Here is a 20,769-nt window from a genome sequence, read left to right as displayed (position 1 = left end):
AAGCGATAAATGAATCGAAAGCAAATGCTTAATAAGATTTGGCTGGACAAGGATGCCGAGCAAATCGAGACCGCATATTTGACCAAATCCGTCGATCCTTTATATACAGACAGCACCATTGATGGATGGGAGGACACCGTTTCCAATAACCGAAGCGATCATACGGGAATGAATTGTCCACCCGGCGCATCATAGCCGCAAAAAGGGGCCGTTTCTCAAGATCTAAGATCATGTGGAACGGCCCCTATTTTCAGTATGTTTTACTATAAAACGTAAAGAGAATGGCATAGATCTCTATAATCTGTTGTCCTGGGTGGGTGATGCTACTCTTTAACCGAACCCAGTGTAATCCCGTGAATGAAGAAGCGCTGGAGGAACGGATAGACGATGAGGACGGGCAGCATCGCGATGAAGATCTTGGCGGCATCGAGTGTCCGGTTGGACAACTCCGACAAGCGGCGGTACTGGTCCTCAGACATCGTCGATGGATCGACCGAGACGACAAGCTGCTGGATATACGTCTGGAGTGGATAGAATTGTTCACGGGACATGAAGATCAGACCGTACAAAAATTCATTCCAGTGATACACGATACTGAACAGCGAGACGGTCGCCAGCACCGGCACGGCCAGCGGGATGTAGATCTTGAACAGGATGTACCATGGTCCCGCGCCGTCGACCAGGGCGGCTTCATCCAGCTCCTTGGGCAGGTTGCGAAAGAAGTTCATCGTGAGGATGACGTTGAAGACGAGGGTCTGCGCACCGCCGACCAGGACAAGTGCCCAGATGCTGTTCAGCATGTTGAGCTCTTTGACCGTCAGATAAAGCGGGATCAGGCCGCCGTTGAATAACATCGTGAAAATGAGAATCCACATGAACACATTGCGCCCCTTGAGCTCTTTCGCTGTCCGCGAGAGCGGATAAGACATGAGCACAACCATGATAAAGTTGAGCGTAACCCCCAGCAGCACTCGCTGGGTCGAGATCCAGAAGGACCGGAAGAACTGATTGTCATTGAGAATCTGGGCATATGCGTTAAGATTGAAATCGACCGGCCATAGCCAGACCTTGCCGGCCGCAGCGGCTGAGTTGGAGCTAAGCGAAAGGGAGAGCGTGTACCAGATCGGCAGGATGCATGACAAAGTTATGCCTATCAGGACAACAATCAGTATAATATCCGTCACGCGGTTGCCGAACGTCCGATCTCTGACCACGGTCAGCACCTCCTACTCTAGTTGGAATGGGATGCGTTTGTATAGCTTTGCATCAGGATGAATCCTTAGAATATGCGATAGTTAACAAAACGGTAAGCCAGATAATACGAGACGGATATCAGCAGGAAGCCTACAACGGACTTCAGCAGGCCGACGGCGGTCGCAAGTTCATACTGCAGGTTGAGCAAACCTGTACGATAGACCCAGGTGTCAATAATATCACCTGTCGAATAGACGAGCGGGTTATACAGATTGAAGATTTGGTCGAAGCCCGCGTTAAGCACATTACCCAAGCTAAGTACCGTAAGCAATACGGCTGTCGTGCGGATCCCGGGCAGCGTGATATGCCAGAGACTTCTCCAGCGTCCTGCGCCATCGATGTTAGCAGCCTCGTACAGTGCCGGGTTGATTCCGGTAAGCGCAGCAAGATAGATAATGGTACCAAAACCGAATTCCTTCCAGACGTCACTGCCGACTACGAGGAACGGAAACAGCTGGGCATCGGCAAAGAACAGTTTGGGCTGGAATCCGAACAAAGCTGTCAGTTGATTAACGGGTCCGTTATAGGAGAACAGATCGAGTACAATGCCCCCCAGAATAACCCAGGATAAAAAGTGAGGCAGATAGACAATGGTCTGAATCCAGCGCCTGAGAATCATCAGACGCAGCTCATTGAGCATCAGTGCAAACAGCAGGGGCGCAATCAGGTTGGCGACAATCTTCATGGACGCGATGACTAGCGTATTGCTGAAGACTTCCTGTGTATCCTTCAGCAAAAACATATACTTGAAGTGTTCAAGCCCCGCCCAATCCGAGCCCAGTATTCCTTTGCCTGGATTAAAATATTGGAACGAAATGATGATGCCGAACATCGGAACGATGCTGAAGACGAACAGCCATAGAAATCCCGGAATCAGCATCAGATAATAATGTTTGGCGAAGCCTTTCATTCGCATGACAGCACTCCTTTCCCCGCATCCTGCATCGAGTGTTCCAGAGCTCCTGACAGGTGCCTGAAGCTCTGGCTATATGATTCGTTGTGAAGCCTTAAGATGATTACTGCGCAAGCGCATCCTTAACCTCTTGGGTAATCTGGTCGCCGCCTTGACGCTTCCAGTTTTCGACGAAGGTGTCGAATGTCTCTAATGGAGCCGCACCCATGATGATGCGCAGAAAGGTCTCATCCTCTAACTTGCGCAGATTCACCCAACGGCTCTCCATTAGTGGCGTTTGCTCATACAGAAGACTGGACACCGCCTCAAACTCGGTATCAACCAGCGGCCTGCCGCCCACCATGATGGAGTACGCTCGAGTCCATGCTCCCCAATTCGCTTCCGGGTTCCATGTTGATATATCCATAGAATCGTAAGGCTCCTTTTTGATCGTCTTGATGCTTGCGATGTCCGAAGGCAGCAGTTTGTAGGCTTTGTCATTCGCAAAATCCTCTGCGGTTTTATTGCCTGCCAGCACATCACGGAGGGCTTTGACCGTAAATTCAATTTCATCGGATGGAGCGTACACCACGCGGAGCGGATAATAACCAGGACCGCCTTTGCTCGGGTCAAAGGTGTTCTCCTGCTCGTTTTTAAACAAATTGTTTAGTAATTTCATAGGAACTTCCGGATGCTCGTAATTTTTCCGAACCACCACAAACTCAGTTGAAGGCGTGGCAGCATGTGGTCTAAATTCGCCATTTTGATTTAAAGGCAGGGCGTAAGCTTGCCAGTTGGCTTCGGGATCGTTTTTTACGGCATTGGTTAGCGGACCGTAAGCCATCCACCAAGGCGCAAAAAACATTCCGGATTTTCCGGCGATAATGGGTTCATCCGCTTTGTTACGAACACCCATCTCTGGATCAATAAGTCCCTTGGAATACAAATCTCTCAAATTAGCTAACGCCTCGCGAGTCTCCGGCAGGATTGACCCGTACACAGGGCTGCCATCCTCGCCCTCGAGCCAGTATCCAGGGAACGCGTCATGCGCGGAGAAAATGGGGTCAAAACCGTACAAATTGTTCTTCGACTCAAGGAAGTTCGCGTACAGCTTACCGCCGCTCTCCGGTCCGGTAATCCCAATCGTGTCGCGCTTACCGTTGCCATCCGGATCATCTTCGACGAAAGCACGGGCGACGTCCTCAAGTTCTGCCATCGTGGTTGGCGGTTCAAGGTTCAGCTTATCCAGCCAGTCTTGCCGGATCCACAAGAGGTGAATGCCATCGGCATTGGCTTGAACACCCGGAAGGGCCATGATTTTGCCATCGAAGGTTACTGCATCCAAGGCAGCACCGTTGGTGTTTTCAATGATGCTCTTTATATCCGGGGATGCATATCGCTCATACACCTCCGTTAAATCGGCAATCTGGTCGGCTTCGACCAATTGGCGCAGCTCAACGGCATTAACGACCATGGCATCCGGCAAATCGTTACTTGCAATAGCGAGACTAATTCTCTGGCGAAGATTCTGGCCGGCGGCAGCAAATTGATGATCGACGTCCACATTAAGCGCTTCCTTAATCTGACGAGTGTATTGATTGTCCAGCGGCGTGTCGCCAGGCGGCAGCTCATTATCGGTGGGATCGATTTCAATACTGATGCTGATCTGGACAGGCTCTTCGTAGCGGCCAAATGGATCAGCGGGTTCGCTTGACTCCGCGCTTTTCTCCGGTGCAGCCGGCGTGTTATTAGTTGTGTTGCTGCAAGCACCTAGCACGAGAAAGCAGGCCAGTAAAAGCGCTAACGGTTTTGACTTGTTTTTCATAATTACACCCCTTCTACGAGATTGAATGGAATAACTATCCTTATGGACCATTTAACTGTAACACAATGAAACCGCCTTCAAGGATAGAAGGTGGTTTCTAAATGAGGGGGTCATTTGTACAAAAATTTACGGCTGCTCCGGATGGTTGGACATTTCACCTACTAAGGAGAAGACATTTGTCTACCCGTGATTTTTTCATTGGAAAGATAACAGCTTAGGCATCTGATTTATTGAATTCTTTGCTCAATAATCATTTTTATTTGTGTTATATTCTAGAAAGATTTTTCACCTGTTTCTGTTGTATGCACGTCATAAGCAATACCATTCAAAGAGAGGAGGAGTCTAGTTCAATTGGAAGACCCAATAAAATGGCAGGACCCAGGAGAGCACTCGAATCTGCAGTCATTCTTACTGAGAAAGTATGGATGGGGGTGAAACGATGGAACCGGAAAAGGATTGGAAATCCGGCCTGAAGCGATTGACCTTGAAAAATAGAATTCTTTTACTGTTCGCCGCAGCAACATTGATCCCGTTCATCTGCACCTGTTATCTTTCCTACAACACCATTACATCCATTCTGAATACGAAGTTGCAATCCGGCATTCAAAGCAATTTAAAGCAGGTCAGATTGTCGCTTGAGAACACGCTGAACAATCTGAACCACGTTTCCCAACAACTGACCTTCAAGGGGAATGTCGGTAGGCAGCTTGAAAAGTTTTTGACAGCGAAGCAGCCATATGACCGGAGTTATCTGACGGACGAGATCAAAAGTCAGCTGAATCTCATCACGTTCACTAATCCCAATGTAGGATTAACGTTGTATTATTTACGCGACGATCAGACCACTCTTTTTGAGAATACCGGCATGAAGCAGCCATTCCATATCGATAATCTTCCAATCCTCGCAGAGTATTATGGCATCACCTATTTTGGACCGCATATCAGTCAAGACCGTTTCAACAATCAATATGTGCTTTCCGCGTTGCGAAAGGTGGATTTGCCGGAGAGGGAGGATGCCTATGTCTACATTGAGTCCGGTTTCAAGCTGACGCAGAGCATTCTTGATTTGGATGAAGTCAGCAAGCATACCAATCATTTAATTCTGGACAACAACGGAAGAATTTCTTACAGCGAACTTCAAGATATCTTCCCTGAAAATTCATTTTTTTCGGACACACTATCGCCATCCCTGGTAACAGGTATTACGTCCGACTATTATTGGTATCGACAAGTCAGCAATCAGGGCTGGAGCGTGGTCTCGCTTATTGCGAAATCCGACTACAACCGCGAGAAAAACCGCTGGATGATGCAGATGCTGGGGCTGGCGCTGCTGTTCGCCGTAGTCAGTCTGACGATTGGCTGGCTTCTATGGAAAATGGTGTACCGGCCGCTGTCGCGCTTCCATAAGGAGATCAAATCGATTGCGGGCAGCAATTTTAATGCGGCAGCCACGCAATCGAGCATACCGGAATTCGAGATGTTGTTAAACCAATTTCAACATATGAAGGTTCAGATTACGCAGCTGTATTCTGAAATCAAGGCCAAGGAGAAGCGCAGAGCGGATCTGGAGATTGAGAAGCTTCAGTATCAGATCAATCCGCATTTCTTGATGAACACGCTGGATACTGCTCACTGGCTTGCCGTTATGAACGGTCAGGAGGAGATCGACAGGCTTGTCACTTCGTTGAACAAACTGCTCTACTACAATCTCCGCAAAGGCAACAGTGTCGCGACGATCAGGGATGAGATTGATTCACTGAAACAATATCTCATTCTCCAGCAAATTCGATACAATTTTCAGTTCGATGTCAAAATTTACGTGGACGACGCATTGCTCGAAGTGACGGTTCCCAGATTCATTCTGCAGCCGTTGGTTGAAAATTCACTCTATCACGGGCTGGATGACAACGGCAGAATCGAGGTGGTGGTTAGAAAGAATGACAGACTCGAGATCGAAATTCGGGATAACGGTGGGGGGATCTCTGAGGAAACGATTGAGGCATTGCTTGAGCAGGAACAGACCGAGCACCATCGAGTGGGAATGGGAATCGGACTGAATTATGTCAAACGAATGTTAGCCTTTCATTACGAAGGGAAAGCGAGTCTTTCGGTAACAAGCGAGCTTGGCAAAGGTACCCGCATCATCATTTCGATACAAATCGGGGAGGGGAAATCAACAAAATGATCCATGTTCTCATCGTAGACGACGACAAGCTTGTACGTAAGGGACTGATGTCCTTTTTGCCTTGGGAATCGTTCGGAATGAGAGTTGTAGGCGAAGCTGCCAACGGGGAGAAGGCGCTTGATTTTCTGAAGGCGAATCGGGTAGATCTGTTAATGACCGATCTGGCCATGCCCGTGATGTCGGGCATCGAATTAATTCGGATTGTACGCAAGTTATATCCGGATATCGCGATCGCCGTGCTGACGCTTCATCAGGATTTTGAATACATCCAGGAAGCGCTGCGCCTGGGCGCCATTGATTACATTGCCAAGGTAGAGCTTGAAAAAGAACAGTTCGAAGAAGTGTTTCAGCGCATTCACTCGCGCATTATGGCAGAGAAGCAGAAGCACAAGAACGAGGCGGATTCGATCGTAGAAGTTAATTCTTGCGAAACGGCCTATGCGCTATTGACGTATCCGGATGAGCCAATTACAAGCAGAATGGTTGCGGATTGCGTATCCTTGGGCTGGATAGCCGAAACGGAAGGCTCTATTCTGTTGTGGTTGACCGATCTTACCAGGGAGGTTCAGCCTCAAAGTCCCTATGAAGATGCCCCGTTGCCGCCGCTTCCAAACGGAGTGGGAAGCACCGGATGGCATTTGGTACAGCTGCGGCATACTGCCGGTTTATCTCCCTCCGATCTGTTTCAACGGATCCGCGCCTATAGAAGAAGAGATTTTTTCTACGACTGCGACGGCCATGAGCCCTATCCGATTGAGAAGTCTGTCATGGACCTGCTGGTGGAACAACCTGAACCGGGAGAAGAAGAGACGGAGACTGTGAAGGAATTACTGCATGCCTTCACATGGGTCCATGACGACGAGGCTTTTGATAAGCTTTGTAGCCGATTCAAACAACTGCGTATACCTGTCTCCAAATTAATGCAATGGATCTACGGTTTTATGGTTGACTGGAACCGGCTATTTAGAGCGATACAACCTGATGAGATCAAGATGCCTGACACATTTACGTGCTGGCGGGAGGTGGTGGACTGGCTGAAACATTTCAGGGAAATGGGGATAACGCTGTCAGGCAGCCTGCAGCTGAGCCCGGAAGTGAGCGGCAGCATTATGAACGCGGTCAAGATCGTACACGACGAACTTGATACTCCGTTATTCGCCATCGATGTAGCGAAGCGGGTCAATTTGAGCCGAAGCTACTTTTATCAATGTTTCAAAGAAATCGTAGGCTATTCCTTCAATGAATATCTACGCAAGGTACGAATCGATAAAGCGCGGGAATATCTGGAGCAGACGTCGAGGCCAATTGTCTGGATTGCCAAGCAAACCGGATACGAGGATGAGAAATATTTCAGCAGAACTTTTCGAGAGCAGACAGGCATGCTGCCGAGCGAATATAGACAGCAGAATAAGGTGAGGTAAACGATTGCTTGAAATTCCCGATGAATCCTCCTGTGCCTGTTAACTCATGAAATATATAAATATTTTGGGTGTAAATTATAACTTTTCAGCCTAAAAGTTGAGTCAATACTTTATTCTTCATAATGACGTTTAGGCTGATTTTCCAAAGAATAAGAAGAAAATCAAATATGTAGCAAGGTTAATGGAGCCACTTGGAAAGGAGCCAGGTGGCTTAATTATTTCATATATAATTTATCAGTCTACTAACACAAGCTAGCTCGGAGGGAAAGCTGGTAGAGGAAGTGACAGATTTGTCATGCTCCAACCGAAGATTGTCATGTCAATCGATGGCACGGTATTGGAATCTCGCTTTATATTAAGCTTATTAAATATAAAGCGAGGAGAAAGCCATTTGGAAAATCCTAAAGGAAAAGAACTAGCCCGTAGATCATCCCTTCCTAAAAGCTGTATGTTTTTTCTTGTTGTCTGTCTGCTCTTGTCCGCAGCAATCCCCAGCATCGCTCGTGCCGAAGCCAATGATCGGATTCATCAAATCGAGCGTTTTATTCAAGAACAACACGATCTAAGTAAAATTCCAGGACTCTCGGTTGTCATTGTAGAGAAGGGAAAAACCGTATATCAAAAAGGATTTGGCTATGCAGACGTAAAAACCAAAAGCGAAGTCACACCCGATACATTGTTTGAAATCGGCTCCACGACCAAAGCCTTTACGGCACTCGCTATCTTACAGCTGGAACAGAAGGGACAATTAAAGCGAACCGATGATGTTCGGACCTATATTCCCTGGTTAGAGTTAAAATATAATGGAGAGCCTCAAACGATCACAATAGATCAGTTGATGCATCACACAAGCGGGATTGCTTCAAACACCATCGTCAAGATTCCTGCAAGCAAAGCCGATAACGCACTTGAGCTCACGGTTAGAACCTTGGTGGATCAGCCGCTAAACCGAAAACCGGGCAGCTCATTTGAGTATGCGACCATCAATTACGATGTGCTGGGATATGTAATTGAGCGCGTTACTAAACAGCCTTTTGACATGTACATAAAGCAGCATGTTCTTGATCCAATTGGGATGAAGGACTCCTACGTAGGGCTGCATCAGCTTCAATCCGAGGTAATCGCTACCGGTTATAAACTAGGATTTATGAAGGAACAAGCTTACACCGCACCTGTATACAGAGGAAACATCCCTGCCGGTTATATCATCAGCAATTCAAACGATATCGCAAAATGGTTACATCTCCAATTAGGGCATATTTCAACAAGCGAGATGGACCAGCACCTCATTCAAAAATCGCACGAGCCCGATCTTTCCGTTGAGCCCTTCGACCAGAATACGCATTATGCTGCAGGATGGGGAGTTCAACATGGCTCAGGACAAACATATCTCCTTCATGCCGGCGAAAATCCGACGTTCAGCTCCTATTTCATATTGAAGCCTGACGAACAAGTAGGTGTGGCGATCCTGGCCAATATGAAATCAAGCTATACAACAGCCATTGGACAGGGAGTTATGGATATATGGGAAGGCAGAGAAGTAGCGTACCGCCATGCCGACAGCTATCAGCAATTGGATCAGATATTAACCTATATTTTGGCTGCTATTGCGGCTATAGGAGTTTTGCTCCTGTTTCTATCGGTTAGAGTCATTTCAATGACAATCCGAAAACAACGAATCTATAGGCCTTTCAATTTAAAAAGAGCTTTATGGATAAACTTGCACACATTATTCGTAACCATTGTAATCCTGCTCTTGATCAAGGCTCCGAAAATGCTGCTTGGAGGGGTGACTTGGGGATTTATTAAAGTGTGGGCACCAACGTCGGTCACCGCATTGTTTTACAGCATACTTGCTTTAAGTGCAATCTATTATATCTATATATTATTGCTAGTCCTCACTAGAAAATCCAAATGACAAATTACCCTGCATAAGAATATGCAACATTGCGGTACGTAGGAAGAGCTTTTTCCATATGTTTCGGCGCTCTCTGGTCTACTCCGCCTGCAGCTGCATATATTTCTGGAGAATAAAGGCTGCGGGAGGAGGCAAGGCGGATGAGAGACCCCTTGTATGAACACCGGTTTTGGCTGCAGATTCTTGGCGACCACTGCCGGTTTATTTTTACTGCACTTTCACCGAAGGAAAAAACGGATGTTGCGATTGCTGAACGGTTAAGAGACAACTTCGATGCCCTGCTCGGCGAGGCTAGGCGACCGGATGCATCTGCGTTCATCGACAAACTGACGCAAGAGGCCAGTCATGCTGTGCATGAACTGCGCGAGTTCAAGCTGAATCTGCTGGAACGTCAGCTCGCAGGCAAGATAGACCTGCTTCTGACTCCATCTTTCGTGAATCATATGGTGAACGAATTGGAGGAGTACCAGCGAATTCTGGAATCGCTTCTTGAAGGACGCGGCGTTCCCCGTTTTCATGCCTTGCATCACGATCTGCTCTGGCTTCAGGATGCCTTTGGTCATGCGGCAAGCATCGCGGCCGATTTGGATTTTGCGGAGAAGTCCTTGATTGCGAAAAGCATGGCGTTCCAGAAGGATTTTGAAGGCTTTTATCTGAAAGCCGTTGAAATGGTCGGTTATTTACGGACCCATCTTAAGGAATTTCCGGCTATGCACAAATTCCATGCGGATATTGACCTGGAAATGAAGGTGTTCATGCACTTCCTATCGGAGCTTGAGGAGCTTGAATTAACCGGGGAGGTGCTGGATCGGATTAACCCGTTAATGCCTGACCATATGTATCGTGAAGAATGCTACTATCTGTCCAAGCTGGCCGATTTGGGTGAAATAAAGAGCCCGAACTGCGACCCGACTAAGCCCCGTGTTTCTGGTTGATGGAAGCCGGATTGAAAGAACGGTTTCCCAATGTTCTCAAATTTTATGAAGATATATGACGGTAAGCTGTCATATATCTTTTTTTATTCTAGAACTAGGAAGACAACCACAACGAAAGAAGGTAAAAGGAGAGGAAGGGAAACGATGGACCATCCCGTAGAACTGCATAACTACCATACATGGATGGATTTAATTTATCTGAAAAGACCGATAATTCTAAGAGTAGAGACGCGACCAGTTTTATGCTAATCATGCTTAGAAAGGAGAAGGGTTGATGGAAATAGAAAATGTGATTTCGGGAAATTCGAGAGAAGAATTGAGGGCATGGCTGCTGGCACATAGCAAGACAGAGAAATGCTGTTGGGTCATCGTTGGTATGAAACCTAATCCCGAAACGCTGCTGTATTTGGATGCGGTCGAAGAAGCTTTGTGCTTTGGATGGATCGATAGCGTCAAGAAGAAAATTTCTGAAACTGGGCTAGCGCAGAGATTGTCACCCCGAAGTAAAAAAAGCTCCTGGACGGAATTGAATAAAGAACGAGTCCGCCGACTCGAAAAGCTGGGATTCATGAGAGAGGAAGGAAGACGGGTACTTCCCGATATGGGCCCCGATTCTTTTAAAATAGATGAGGTTATTGAGCAAAGGATACAAGAGGAGAAGTTAGTCTATGAGAACTTTATGGCACTCCCAGAACTATATAAAAGAGTTCGGATCGACACGATCCAAAGCGTCAAAAATCAGCGGGAATTATTTGGCAGCAGACTAGAAAAATTCATAGAAAACACGAGAGAAAACAAAATGTACGGTTCATGGCATGATCATGGTCGGCTGCTGGACTATTAAGTTGAGTTTTCATAACAGCGGAGGTGACACGGTTTGGAGAGCGGGAAGTGATTTCTACTGACTCCGCTGGCTGAAGGCGTTAACAACAATAGTAACATTTTTGCAAGACTAATCATCATGGTTTTCGTTACAAAATCATACATGTGTCATGAGTCGCCAGGTAGGCGGCTTTTGTTTTTTTATAGAATGTATTGACAGCATAAACAACCATATTTATAATTCTCCATAACAACTGGTATAGACAACTATATCTCTAGATGTTTGGAGGTGGATGATGCGATGAAAGAAAAGAAGAGTGTCATTGATAAGAACAGCGTGATACCACTCTACTTTCAAGTGAAGGAGTATTTGCGAAACGAAATCGCAACCGGGCATTATATACCCGAGCAATTAATACCGTCGGAACGGGAGCTGGCAGAAGAGTTTGAGATCAACCGGCTGACGGTTCGCCAAGCGATCAACGAGTTGGTCCAGGAAGGGCTTCTATACAGGCAGCGTGGCGTAGGCACGTTTGTATCACAGCCGAAAATTGAACAGCCTTTGACTTCGCTGACAAGCTTCAGTAAGGATATGGAGAATCGGGGAATCGTTCCGGGAGCACTGGTGGTGTCGATGAAGGTGATCCCGGCAACCAAGCAGGTTGCTTCCCGGCTGCAGATGGATGCTGATGAGGAAGTGCTCGAGTTGGTAAGGGTACGCACCGCAGACGGAGAGCCGATGGCGCTTGAACGTTCCTACCTGCGATACGATCAAGTAAAGCCGCTTTATGGTATGGATATGGAGAACGTATCGCTCTATCAGAAGCTGGAGGAGGTTTGCGGAATCAGGCTGGTAAAGGCGATCCAAACGATCGAAGTTGCAAGCGTTTACCCCGATGAGGCGGGCATATTGGAGATCGGACCGCATGAGCCTGCAATGCTGATTGAAAGAATCACGTACACGGAGGGTGCAGATAAACCGCTGGAATTTGTCCGATCTCTATACAGGGGTGACCGATACAAATTCAAGATCGAAATGAATCTATAAACCGGAACTTGCTGACATCTATTCGGGTAACCTTCAACGATTGATCATCAATAAGAAATGTGACCAGGGAGGGGAAAACCATATGCTTGCCTACAAATTTGTCTCGACCATGATGGATCATATTGAACTTATTACGCGTGAAGAAAGCGAGTCCATAAACAAGGCTGCAGAATGGATTGCCGATTCCATAGCAAAGGATGGGCTGCTGCACCTGTTTGGCTGTGGTCATTCACATTTGCTGGTGGAGGATTTCTTTTATAGAGCCGGAGGAATGGTGCCGGTAAATGCCATCCTCGAAACTAGCATCATGCTGCATGAGGGGGCAGTTAAAAGCTCTAAGGTGGAGCGGATGTCCGGTTATGCCGAACATATTCTGGATAACTATATCGTTCATCCCGGAGAGGTTATTATTGTGATTTCCAATTCCGGAATAAACAGTCTGCCAGTAGAAATGGCAATGGCAGCCAAGGCAAAGGGACTGAAAGTTGTTGCCTTATGCTCATCCGCTTATTCCGGCGATGAAACCCGCCACCATTCGGGTCATCGGCTTCGGGATATAGCCGATCTGGTCATTGACAATCATATGCCGCATGGAGATGCGCTGGTCGAGCTGCCATCATCGGGGGTTAAAATGGCGTCGGGGTCAACGGCCATTGGCAGTATTATCCTGAATATGGTGATGACTAGCGTTGCCGAGAAGCTGATCGATCGTGGGATTGAACCGCCAATATATGTAAGCGGCAATATCTCGGGCGGCTTTGAACACAATCAGGCATATATTGATCGCTACCGCTCGCGGATTAAGCATTTATAACGGCCCCTTGTTACAAGCTGCTCGGTGAACGAGGCATGAAACCTACACGGGTTTCGAAACGAAACGCAAACAGCGTGTACCTTGCGGTACACGCTGTTTAGGCTTATTTTTAGCACCGATTCTCAGCTGTCCAGCTGTTGATTTAAAGTATCCAGCAGCTCGGCTGCCTGGAGCTCTAATGCCTCCTTTGCGGCCGGAGTGATATACGCATTCATTTTCGGATCCTCAAGATCTCGGGTGAATTTCTCAAGATGGTGAATGGCCTGGGCTACTTGTCTTTTGAGTAAATGATGTTCGGTCTGCTTCAGGCTGTTCGCCAATTGATTCTCAAGCGGTTTCAGAATCTCTCCCGAAGCGGCGCGAAGATTGAATTCCTGTTGAAGCTGTTCCATCACTTGTTCCGCTGTTGCACGGACTTCCACCACTACCGAGTTGGAACGGACGCTGACACCGTTCAGAACAACCGCGGCTTGAACTTCAGCCCTTCCTGCACGGATCGCTTGAATGGAACCGGAATCGGACACGGTGATGATGCTTTCGTCAGAGCTCGTGTAGTTGATCGAAGCTTGAGCCAAGTCTGCGGGTTTTCCATTAAACAGGGTTCCGCTCATTGCAAGCTGTGCCTGCTCTCCAGCAGTGAGCACCGACGTATCCAGCTTCAATGCGACTTCTTTCAATGCGACAGGGAGCTTCTTGAGATGGGAGCCTTCCGCATAATAGATTCCACCATCCTCTGCCAAGGTCATGAGATGGACGTTGTCGGCTATTTTTTTGGATTCCATCGTTTCCGGATTGATAACCGTTAGTGTACGTCCGACCGTGGTGTAGAGCAGACCATCGTCGCCAAAACGGAGAAAATAAGGTCTCCATGTACTTCCGGACGGAGTATTCGGATATAGCAGCTTGCTCTTTTCGATCACCTGTGAAGCTGCGTCCATAGCGAACACGGAATATACGGTGGTTCCTGACGCTGTTTTCCCCCAAGTCACACCCCACAAGCGGCCGTCTGGCCCTTCCTTCAGGTCACCGATCAACTGATGTGATGCCATGCCGGGGATCGCAGGAGAGAATTCCTTGACTTTGCTTTTGGTTTTAGGATCAAAAATGAACATTTTGGCTTCCGAAGCCGCGGGGGTAGAGCCACCGCCTCCATGGATCGTTGTTCCTCCATAGACCAGTCCGTCTTTATAGGCAACGGACATCACGCTTTGATTCTCCACAATATCCGGAATGGTGGTCCAGGTATCGGTTGGTTCATCGTACATAGTCAATGCCCCTTTAACGAGACCATAGTCGGCGATTGTTCCGATGAACAGCTGGTCCTCGCCAGTTGCGAAAGCGAACGGCCTGCTCTGACCATCCTCAATATTGAATGCGAGCGAAGGATTGACGTCTTTCTTGTACGGCTGGGATGGATCGTATTTGTAGATGACAGCACCTCCATAGGTGCCGAAATATATTTTATCGTTTAAAAATCCGATCCCTTCGATTTGTGGAAAGACACGTTCCTGCAGCTCATAGGCATTGGATTTTGGATCAAATATGGATAAGGCTGTATGGAAGCCTCCCATATACAGTTTCCCGTCCGGCCCCATCTCCAGGCTCTGAATATCAATGCCTTCGGCTTCAATTTCAGGCATGATCGTCTCCACCGCCTGATCTTCAGGATCAAACAACACGTATTCCAGCTTTTCTGTTACCATGGCCAGCAAGGTTTTGCCGGCTTTATGCCCGGTTTGCAGAGTGACCCAATCATAGGCCCGGACCGTTGAATTTGGCAGAACGACACCCTCTAAAGGGATAATTTCATTGGTCGCCGTATTATAGGTCACCAGTTCACTGTTCACCACGTTCCGGAAATACACCAGATCACGGTCTAGTGGGGAAGGAGGAGAGATCATACTGTCAAAACGGGTTGGTGAAGGCCAAGGGAGAGATTGAAGCACTTCTTCGCTCTCTTCATCCAAAATAAACAGGGTAGTAGCGCCGGAACGTACGAACAGCTTTCCATTATACGACCAGATGTCGGCGATCATGTCATTGGCTCCGGAGTTCGGAAGCTTCACTTCAGATTTTTCACCTGTTTGTCGATCAATCTTGTATAAATAAGCAGGGTTTCCCACCCCGACATAGATATAACGGTCTGTCACCCCAATACCGCGGGCGTACATGACATCCTCTCGAACGCTTCCGAGATCACGGAATTGATTGGAGGCAATATCATACTCGAAGATTTTGGAGTTTGGGTACGTTGCACCGTAAATTTTGCCGTCCGAGGTGGCCGCCAAATCCCAGACCAGCTTTTCCGACGGATTGACGCCTACAGATTCCAACGTTTTCGCAGCAGGGGAATAACGATACAGCATGCCGTTCTCCACGCCGGATAGATATACATTGCCGTCGGAACCGGATACTACACCATACACCGTGTTCACACCTTGAACCGGAGAGGAATAGAGGACTTGGCCGGTTGCGGCATCCAGTGCGTAAAAGGTCGAAGGCGTTCCGTTGGTTGCGAAGTAAACCTCACCATTGGCCATCGCAGCCCCGCTGGTTTTGACCGTTTTCGTCGCTGCTCCCAGATCAATCGGATCTCCGAAGGCAACGGGTACATCTGCTGCTGTGGCTGCAGACACCGTCATATGGTCGAAATAGGCGGTACTGTACCCGGCAGTTCCGGAGTACAGCATGATCTTGGCTGTAACGGCACCGGGAGGAGCGACGCCTTCATGCGTAAGATCCAACCAATCGCTGCTTACGGAGGATAGGGAGGCGCGGCTGTTGCTGATTTCCTTATGATGAGCATCGTAGTAGTATACAATCATCGCCACCGAGCCCTGTTCCAGCAAGGTTTTCACCGAGGAGACATAGCTGGTTCCTTCCGTGACCGGAAAGGAAGAACTGATTAATCCCAGTGATTTTGGTCCTCCGTCGACCATCTTTAAAGCATAGTTGCCTTCGTAGCTTTTGGAGTCCGTGACCGAGATGGAATATTCGTCCGTCAGTGGTGACCAATAATAGGTCCAGCCCGGAATTTCACTGCCATTTCCCAAGTCTTCAAAGCCCGCGTTGTTAATGACGGGTGAGTAATTGGAGACCATCTCGGGGGTGCTCTGGGCGAATCCAGAGCCAAGAGGCGCAAGCGAGCTTACACTCATGGAATAAACGAACAGGATGGCCGTTTTTTTTATCCAGGAATTCATGAACTTCCTCCTTTTATATGGACAATTTCGAGAAGCCATTTGATTGTTGTTGATTGTTCTCTCCTTTCCGGTTCCATCGTGGGAAAAAATTTAAGTAGATTATAGGTGGGGCCATATATAAAGTCAACGTCTTTAAGTCTTCTATAAATAACGCTGAGGCAACACCCCCTCAAGGACTTGTTCATCCTTTTATAGACGGAGATATCATCAACTCAAAACCCCAAAACATCCTCTCATAGAGTTACAAGACCTGGACTGCAGGAGATATCGTCCCGTTATCGAAATAAGAGGTCAACGAGATGATGGAGGTAAACCAAATGGCGGCTCAAAATATCTGTGGTAGACTGCCTCTCTTCTTTGAAAAAGGAACCTTCGAGATATCAGTTGTATGGGATGAAGATCGTAAGTGTTCGATAGAAGATAAAATCAAGGTACTCGGATGTAACCTTTCCCTTTAATGAAGCGTTTTATTGTCTAGTGACAAGAAACTGTTACCTATGGGAGGACACATATGCGTAAAATGAAGAACAACCGATTAACGAACAAAAAAAGCCCTCAACGCCTCCGGCGACTAATCGCGGTTATTGCCGCTGGAGCCCTTACAATCCATGGCGCAATGTCCATACTACCTTCGCAGGCGAACGCAGAAAGTGCAGATATTTCGATCCGTAATTGGCATCCTTCTTCCGTGCTCACTGTTCCCGAGCTGAAACCTTCCTGGACGGCTCAGGTGGATAACTATCTCAAAATGGATGAGGCCTATTCAGGACGCCATGCCATTGCCGAAGAGGGCAAGGTGTTCACATTCGCCGGGAGCAGGCTGATTGCAATCGATGCGAAGACAGGTAAAAGGCTTTGGAGCTACGGCAAAGACCTGAAACCATATCTTGTATATGATCATGGCGTTATTTATGGTCTAACTGCAGATCAAAGGCCCTACGCCGTAAATGCGAAAACTGGAAAATTGAAGTGGCAGTCGAAGACATCCATCTTGATTGATGCACGTTACGGAACAGAGGCATTGGTGCCGACATCCGACACGCTGTATGCGATCAAAGGGAGCATGACCTTTGCATTGGATAAGGCAACGGGTAAGCTGCGTTGGAAAATGAACGAGCCGGCGGGAGAAGGTAACGGAACAGATTACTTACATGAGGCGGATGGCGTCGTCCTTCGGACTTTCCTTGTCCAAGGCGCGCTCACGTCCATCCAACTGAATGCTTATGACAAGAAGACGGGGAAGAAGCTATGGGAGGATTTCGGTCAGGGAGATGCGCTTCAAGTCAAAGACGGTCTTGTCTATTCGGTTGATTATTACTCGCCACTGTTGTTTGATTATCAGTCGCTGCCGGACCGCAAATTGATCGTCAATGTGTTTAACCTGAAAACCGGTGCAAAGAAGGGTACTCGCGAATATAACTGGAAACTGTCGGGAGAACCGCCATATCAGTATGGTGGAGGTAGCTCGTTTATGACCGGAGGGAAGTTATATATCGATCAAGGCGATAAAGTGGCCGAATACCATTTTGATGCCTATAAAACAGGATTAGCTCCTCTACGGACGTTTCAACGTCCCTATGGGGAAGAATGGGAGCTGATCGGGCTCGTGCAGGAACGGTTGATTTTTAAGAACAGAAATACCGGCGGATTGGCCGGCTCCAAACTTGTGAATGGCAGAGTGATTGGATGGAACAGCGATGCACCAGCTGCCCAGATTGACGTGTATGGGAAAGGAATATATCGGGCTCAACGTAATGGTACTTTACTTGGCATCAATTTGTTGACGGCAAAGCCGGTTTTTAGAGTAAAGACGGGTGCGGATTTACACGAATCCACGCTAATGACAAACGGTATGATCATAATCCAGGCGGAGGGCAAGCTCCTCGGTGTAAAAGTACCAGCATCGCTGAGATAAACAAAGAGAAGCCATGTAAAAATAATCTTTTAGCGCACTTGATGACAGGGACTGGAAATGAGGATATCGCACAACACCGTAATCGAGGTCGCGAACGATATCGGCATATATTCTTAAAGAGATAAGGTAACACAGGCCTTCTGTCGGCGTTAACCCGAGTGGACTAGATCTTCCCCAATTTGTCTATGCAGGTCTGGGTGGATAGAACCATTAAATACATTCTATTCCTTTAAACAGTCAAGGAAACCGCCTATTCTATGTGTATGCAATTAATATTAGTAAAGCAATCCGAAAGAGGGGATGGGGTCATGGAATCAATCCTTGATCAGCTGAACCATCGGGGAAGGAGAGCGGCTCATTGTTACCATTCGATAATTTAGAAGGCTATCGCGACGCGGAAGCTTATGATGCGCTGAATGATTTGGATGAGACCATGGAAGGCAAGTTTTTCTTGGACCTAAGCAATCTTTCCGGCGGCCCTGTATTGGATGTTGCATGCGGGACAGGGAGGCTGACAATCCCTTTGGCTCAACAAGGCCATGATACGACAGGGATAGATATTACGTATGAAATGTTAGAAGCTGCAAAGCGAAAGGCAGCCGAACTAAATGTCTCAATAAATTGGGTCCACGCTGATGCAAGACAATTTGAATTGGGTAGGACGTACCGGTTTATTTACACAACCGGTAACTCATTCCAGCATTTTCTTGATAGAGAATCGGTGGATGGTTTGCTTAGAAGCATTCATAGACATCTGGATCAAAACGGCGTATTTGCATTCGAAACGCGCAACCCCATTCTTTCGCGCTTAGCGGTGGACGATGAATCGGAAAGGGATTCAGGTTCATGGGAGGATAAGGAAGGATTTCAATGCAGCAGTACGTACCTTCGCAAGTATGATCATAGAAATCAGTTGGAATTTTATAAGTTTACAAATCGGAGATGGAAGGCCGGGACTGATGTCACGGTTACCGAAGAAAATTTTGCACTTCGTTACTTTTATCCACAAGAACTTGAAAGTTTATTATATTATAACGGATTTACGCTTGAAGAGATGTACGGAAATTTTGATAAAAGTGTATTCCAAGCCGATAGTCCGCTTATGGTTTGTGTCTGCCGGAAGCGTTAAGAAGGTTGAAGCCTCAAATATTATTGACCTTCTGTCGTAAATACGGTTGGATCTTTTTTGATAGATGCCTTAAGATCTAAAAGATTGCTCATAGGAAGTACATCCCCCACGTAAAGTCGGGATTTGTACTTTTATCTCGAAATTTAGCTCTAAAAAAATCCCATCAGGATCTCCAGATGGGATTTTTTATTTCAATGAATAGGGTTGGATTTGCAGACTGACTCTGTTTACTTCGAAACGTCTTTCAATGGATCCGAATCACGGCGAGCGGCTTTATCGATTTCTCGGTCCAGCTTCGATTGTCCTTGGATTTCTTCAGCTGCTTCCATTTGATCATTTAACTGGTCTTCGATTTGTCCGATTCCATGCGCTTCTTGATGCTGTCTGCTTGTAGCCATTAGGTTCCCTCCAAGTTGTATCTTTATAGTCTCTGCATGACTACATTGCACCAAATCGCGAGATCTTATGCAGCCCTGAAATAACGATTTCATGGAATAAACATAACTAATCTAGACTTACTTTTTCCATTTTGTTATCATTTGGAAAGACTTAGCTATTTACATCGTTTTTTGATTTCAATTTATATTTCAGGATTTAAAGGCCATCCCTGCAGGATGGCTTTTGCTAAATGATGAGGGAGCAGCGAATCCGGGCTTTACGGCGGGTTCCCAAAGATCGATTGATGTATAGAGGTGCCTGGGGGGAGTAACATGCCGAAGCGAATTCTGCTTATCGAAGACGATAGGGAAATCAGCCAGCTGATTGAAAGCCATTTAAAACAGGAAAGCTATGAAGTGCTTATTGCAATGGACGGAGAGGAAGCGGAATCCTGTATTGACAAGGAAGAGTTTGACCTGGTCTTGCTGGATTTAATGCTCCCTAAAGTTAATGGCATGGACGTTCTAAAGCGGATCCGGGAAAAAAGCGTCGTTCCCGTGGTGATTATTTCCGCAAAGGGAAGCGACCTCGATAAGGCGCTTGGACTTGGATTTGGCGCAGATGATTATCTAAGCAAGCCGTTCTCCATGATCGAGCTGACCGCCAGAGTGCAGGCTGCCATTCGCAGGGCAACCCAATATATACGGACCGAAAGTCAGCCAATAGAGGATCGGATTCATTTTAGGGACCTCATCCTTGATTTAAGTACGTTTACTGCACAGGTCCGAGGTCAGAACATAACACTCACCCTCAAGGAATTTCATATTTTGAAACTGTTCTTAACAAATCAGAGCAGGGTGTTCACGAAAGAGCAAATCTATCAATTTGTCTGGCAAGATGATTATTACGGGAATGAAAATGTGATTAACGTTCATATCCGCAGGCTTCGTGAAAAAATCGAGGATGATCCGTCAAACCCGCAATTTATTCGCACTGTTTGGGGAATCGGATATAAATTGGGTGGGTAACC

16 protein-coding genes are annotated in these 20,769 nt (G+C 47.1%); 11 read left to right on the top strand and 5 right to left on the bottom strand.

Annotation, left to right across the window (positions count from 1 at the left end; genetic code table 11):
- Window positions 1-9 precede the first annotated feature (9 nt).
- Window positions 10-195, top strand: a complete 186-nt coding sequence (locus NST08_RS16915) for a hypothetical protein (RefSeq protein WP_040739976.1) — start codon at window positions 10-12, stop codon at window positions 193-195.
- Window positions 196-323: 128 nt separating this feature from the next.
- On the opposite strand, the gene NST08_RS16910 is transcribed toward NST08_RS16915, so the two are convergent.
- The 3 genes from NST08_RS16910 to NST08_RS16900 form a co-directional block, all read right to left on the bottom strand.
- Window positions 324-1,214, bottom strand: coding sequence for a carbohydrate ABC transporter permease (locus NST08_RS16910; protein WP_210094938.1), 891 nt, complete (start codon window positions 1,212-1,214; stop codon window positions 324-326).
- A 65-nt stretch (window positions 1,215-1,279) separates the two neighbouring features.
- Window positions 1,280-2,170, bottom strand: coding sequence for an ABC transporter permease (locus NST08_RS16905; RefSeq protein ID WP_007131906.1), 891 nt, complete (start codon window positions 2,168-2,170; stop codon window positions 1,280-1,282).
- Between the two features lie 100 nt (window positions 2,171-2,270).
- Entirely contained in the window at window positions 2,271-3,971 is a 1,701-nt protein-coding gene (locus tag NST08_RS16900) for an extracellular solute-binding protein (RefSeq protein ID WP_341033526.1), read from the bottom strand.
- A gap of 439 nt (window positions 3,972-4,410) precedes the next feature.
- Between NST08_RS16900 and NST08_RS16895 the strand changes: the two genes are divergently transcribed.
- The 7 genes from NST08_RS16895 (at window position 4,411) to NST08_RS16865 (ending at window position 13,114) form a co-directional block, all read left to right on the top strand.
- The gene (locus tag NST08_RS16895) at window positions 4,411-6,156 is read left to right on the top strand and encodes a sensor histidine kinase (protein WP_007131908.1); all 1,746 of its coding nucleotides are present in this window, start codon (window positions 4,411-4,413) and stop codon (window positions 6,154-6,156) included.
- Entirely contained in the window at window positions 6,153-7,577 is a 1,425-nt protein-coding gene (locus NST08_RS16890; protein WP_341342031.1) for a response regulator transcription factor, read from the top strand. Before NST08_RS16895 ends, NST08_RS16890 begins: the two co-directional genes overlap by 4 nt.
- A 448-nt stretch (window positions 7,578-8,025) precedes the next feature.
- On the top strand, window positions 8,026-9,495 hold the full coding sequence (locus NST08_RS16885; protein WP_251535266.1) for a serine hydrolase domain-containing protein: 1,470 nt from the start codon (window positions 8,026-8,028) through the stop codon (window positions 9,493-9,495).
- Between the two features lie 140 nt (window positions 9,496-9,635).
- Complete coding sequence (locus NST08_RS16880; RefSeq protein ID WP_251535040.1) at window positions 9,636-10,430, top strand: DUF2935 domain-containing protein; 795 nt, start codon at window positions 9,636-9,638, stop codon at window positions 10,428-10,430.
- 274 nt (window positions 10,431-10,704) lie between these two features.
- Complete coding sequence (locus NST08_RS16875; RefSeq protein WP_144867722.1) at window positions 10,705-11,274, top strand: YdeI/OmpD-associated family protein; 570 nt, start codon at window positions 10,705-10,707, stop codon at window positions 11,272-11,274.
- A gap of 279 nt (window positions 11,275-11,553) precedes the next feature.
- Window positions 11,554-12,300, top strand: a complete 747-nt coding sequence (locus NST08_RS16870; protein ID WP_007131913.1) for a GntR family transcriptional regulator — start codon at window positions 11,554-11,556, stop codon at window positions 12,298-12,300.
- Window positions 12,301-12,382: 82 nt separating this feature from the next.
- Window positions 12,383-13,114, top strand: coding sequence for a sugar isomerase domain-containing protein (locus tag NST08_RS16865; protein ID WP_007131914.1), 732 nt, complete (start codon window positions 12,383-12,385; stop codon window positions 13,112-13,114).
- Between the two features lie 122 nt (window positions 13,115-13,236).
- Here the strand turns inward: NST08_RS16865 and NST08_RS16860 are convergent, their stop codons facing one another.
- Window positions 13,237-16,317: an FIMAH domain-containing protein gene (locus NST08_RS16860; RefSeq protein ID WP_341342030.1), complete on the bottom strand. Its 3,081-nt coding sequence runs from the start codon at window positions 16,315-16,317 to the stop codon at window positions 13,237-13,239.
- A 511-nt stretch (window positions 16,318-16,828) separates the two neighbouring features.
- Here NST08_RS16860 and NST08_RS16855 point away from each other — a divergent pair.
- Together NST08_RS16855 and NST08_RS16850 are read left to right on the top strand one after the other, a co-directional pair.
- Window positions 16,829-18,232 carry an outer membrane protein assembly factor BamB family protein gene (locus NST08_RS16855; protein WP_341342029.1) on the top strand — a complete coding sequence of 468 codons (1,404 nt, stop codon included), beginning with the start codon at window positions 16,829-16,831 and terminating at the stop codon, window positions 18,230-18,232.
- A 358-nt stretch (window positions 18,233-18,590) separates the two neighbouring features.
- The gene (locus NST08_RS16850; protein WP_341342028.1) at window positions 18,591-19,361 is read left to right on the top strand and encodes a class I SAM-dependent methyltransferase; all 771 of its coding nucleotides are present in this window, start codon (window positions 18,591-18,593) and stop codon (window positions 19,359-19,361) included.
- Between the two features lie 227 nt (window positions 19,362-19,588).
- On the opposite strand, the gene NST08_RS16845 is transcribed toward NST08_RS16850, so the two are convergent.
- Window positions 19,589-19,759: a hypothetical protein gene (locus NST08_RS16845; RefSeq protein WP_007131919.1), complete on the bottom strand. Its 171-nt coding sequence runs from the start codon at window positions 19,757-19,759 to the stop codon at window positions 19,589-19,591.
- A 312-nt stretch (window positions 19,760-20,071) separates the two neighbouring features.
- On the opposite strand from NST08_RS16845, the gene NST08_RS16840 reads away from it, so the two are divergent.
- On the top strand, window positions 20,072-20,767 hold the full coding sequence (locus NST08_RS16840) for a response regulator transcription factor (protein ID WP_007131920.1): 696 nt from the start codon (window positions 20,072-20,074) through the stop codon (window positions 20,765-20,767).
- Window positions 20,768-20,769 lie beyond the last annotated feature (2 nt).

It is taken from the genome of Paenibacillus sp. FSL K6-1566, from assembly GCF_038050475.1.
Taxonomy (GTDB): Bacteria; Bacillota; Bacilli; order Paenibacillales; family Paenibacillaceae; genus Paenibacillus_AQ; species Paenibacillus_AQ lactis.
This window is presented reverse-complemented; position numbering and strand designations above follow the sequence as displayed.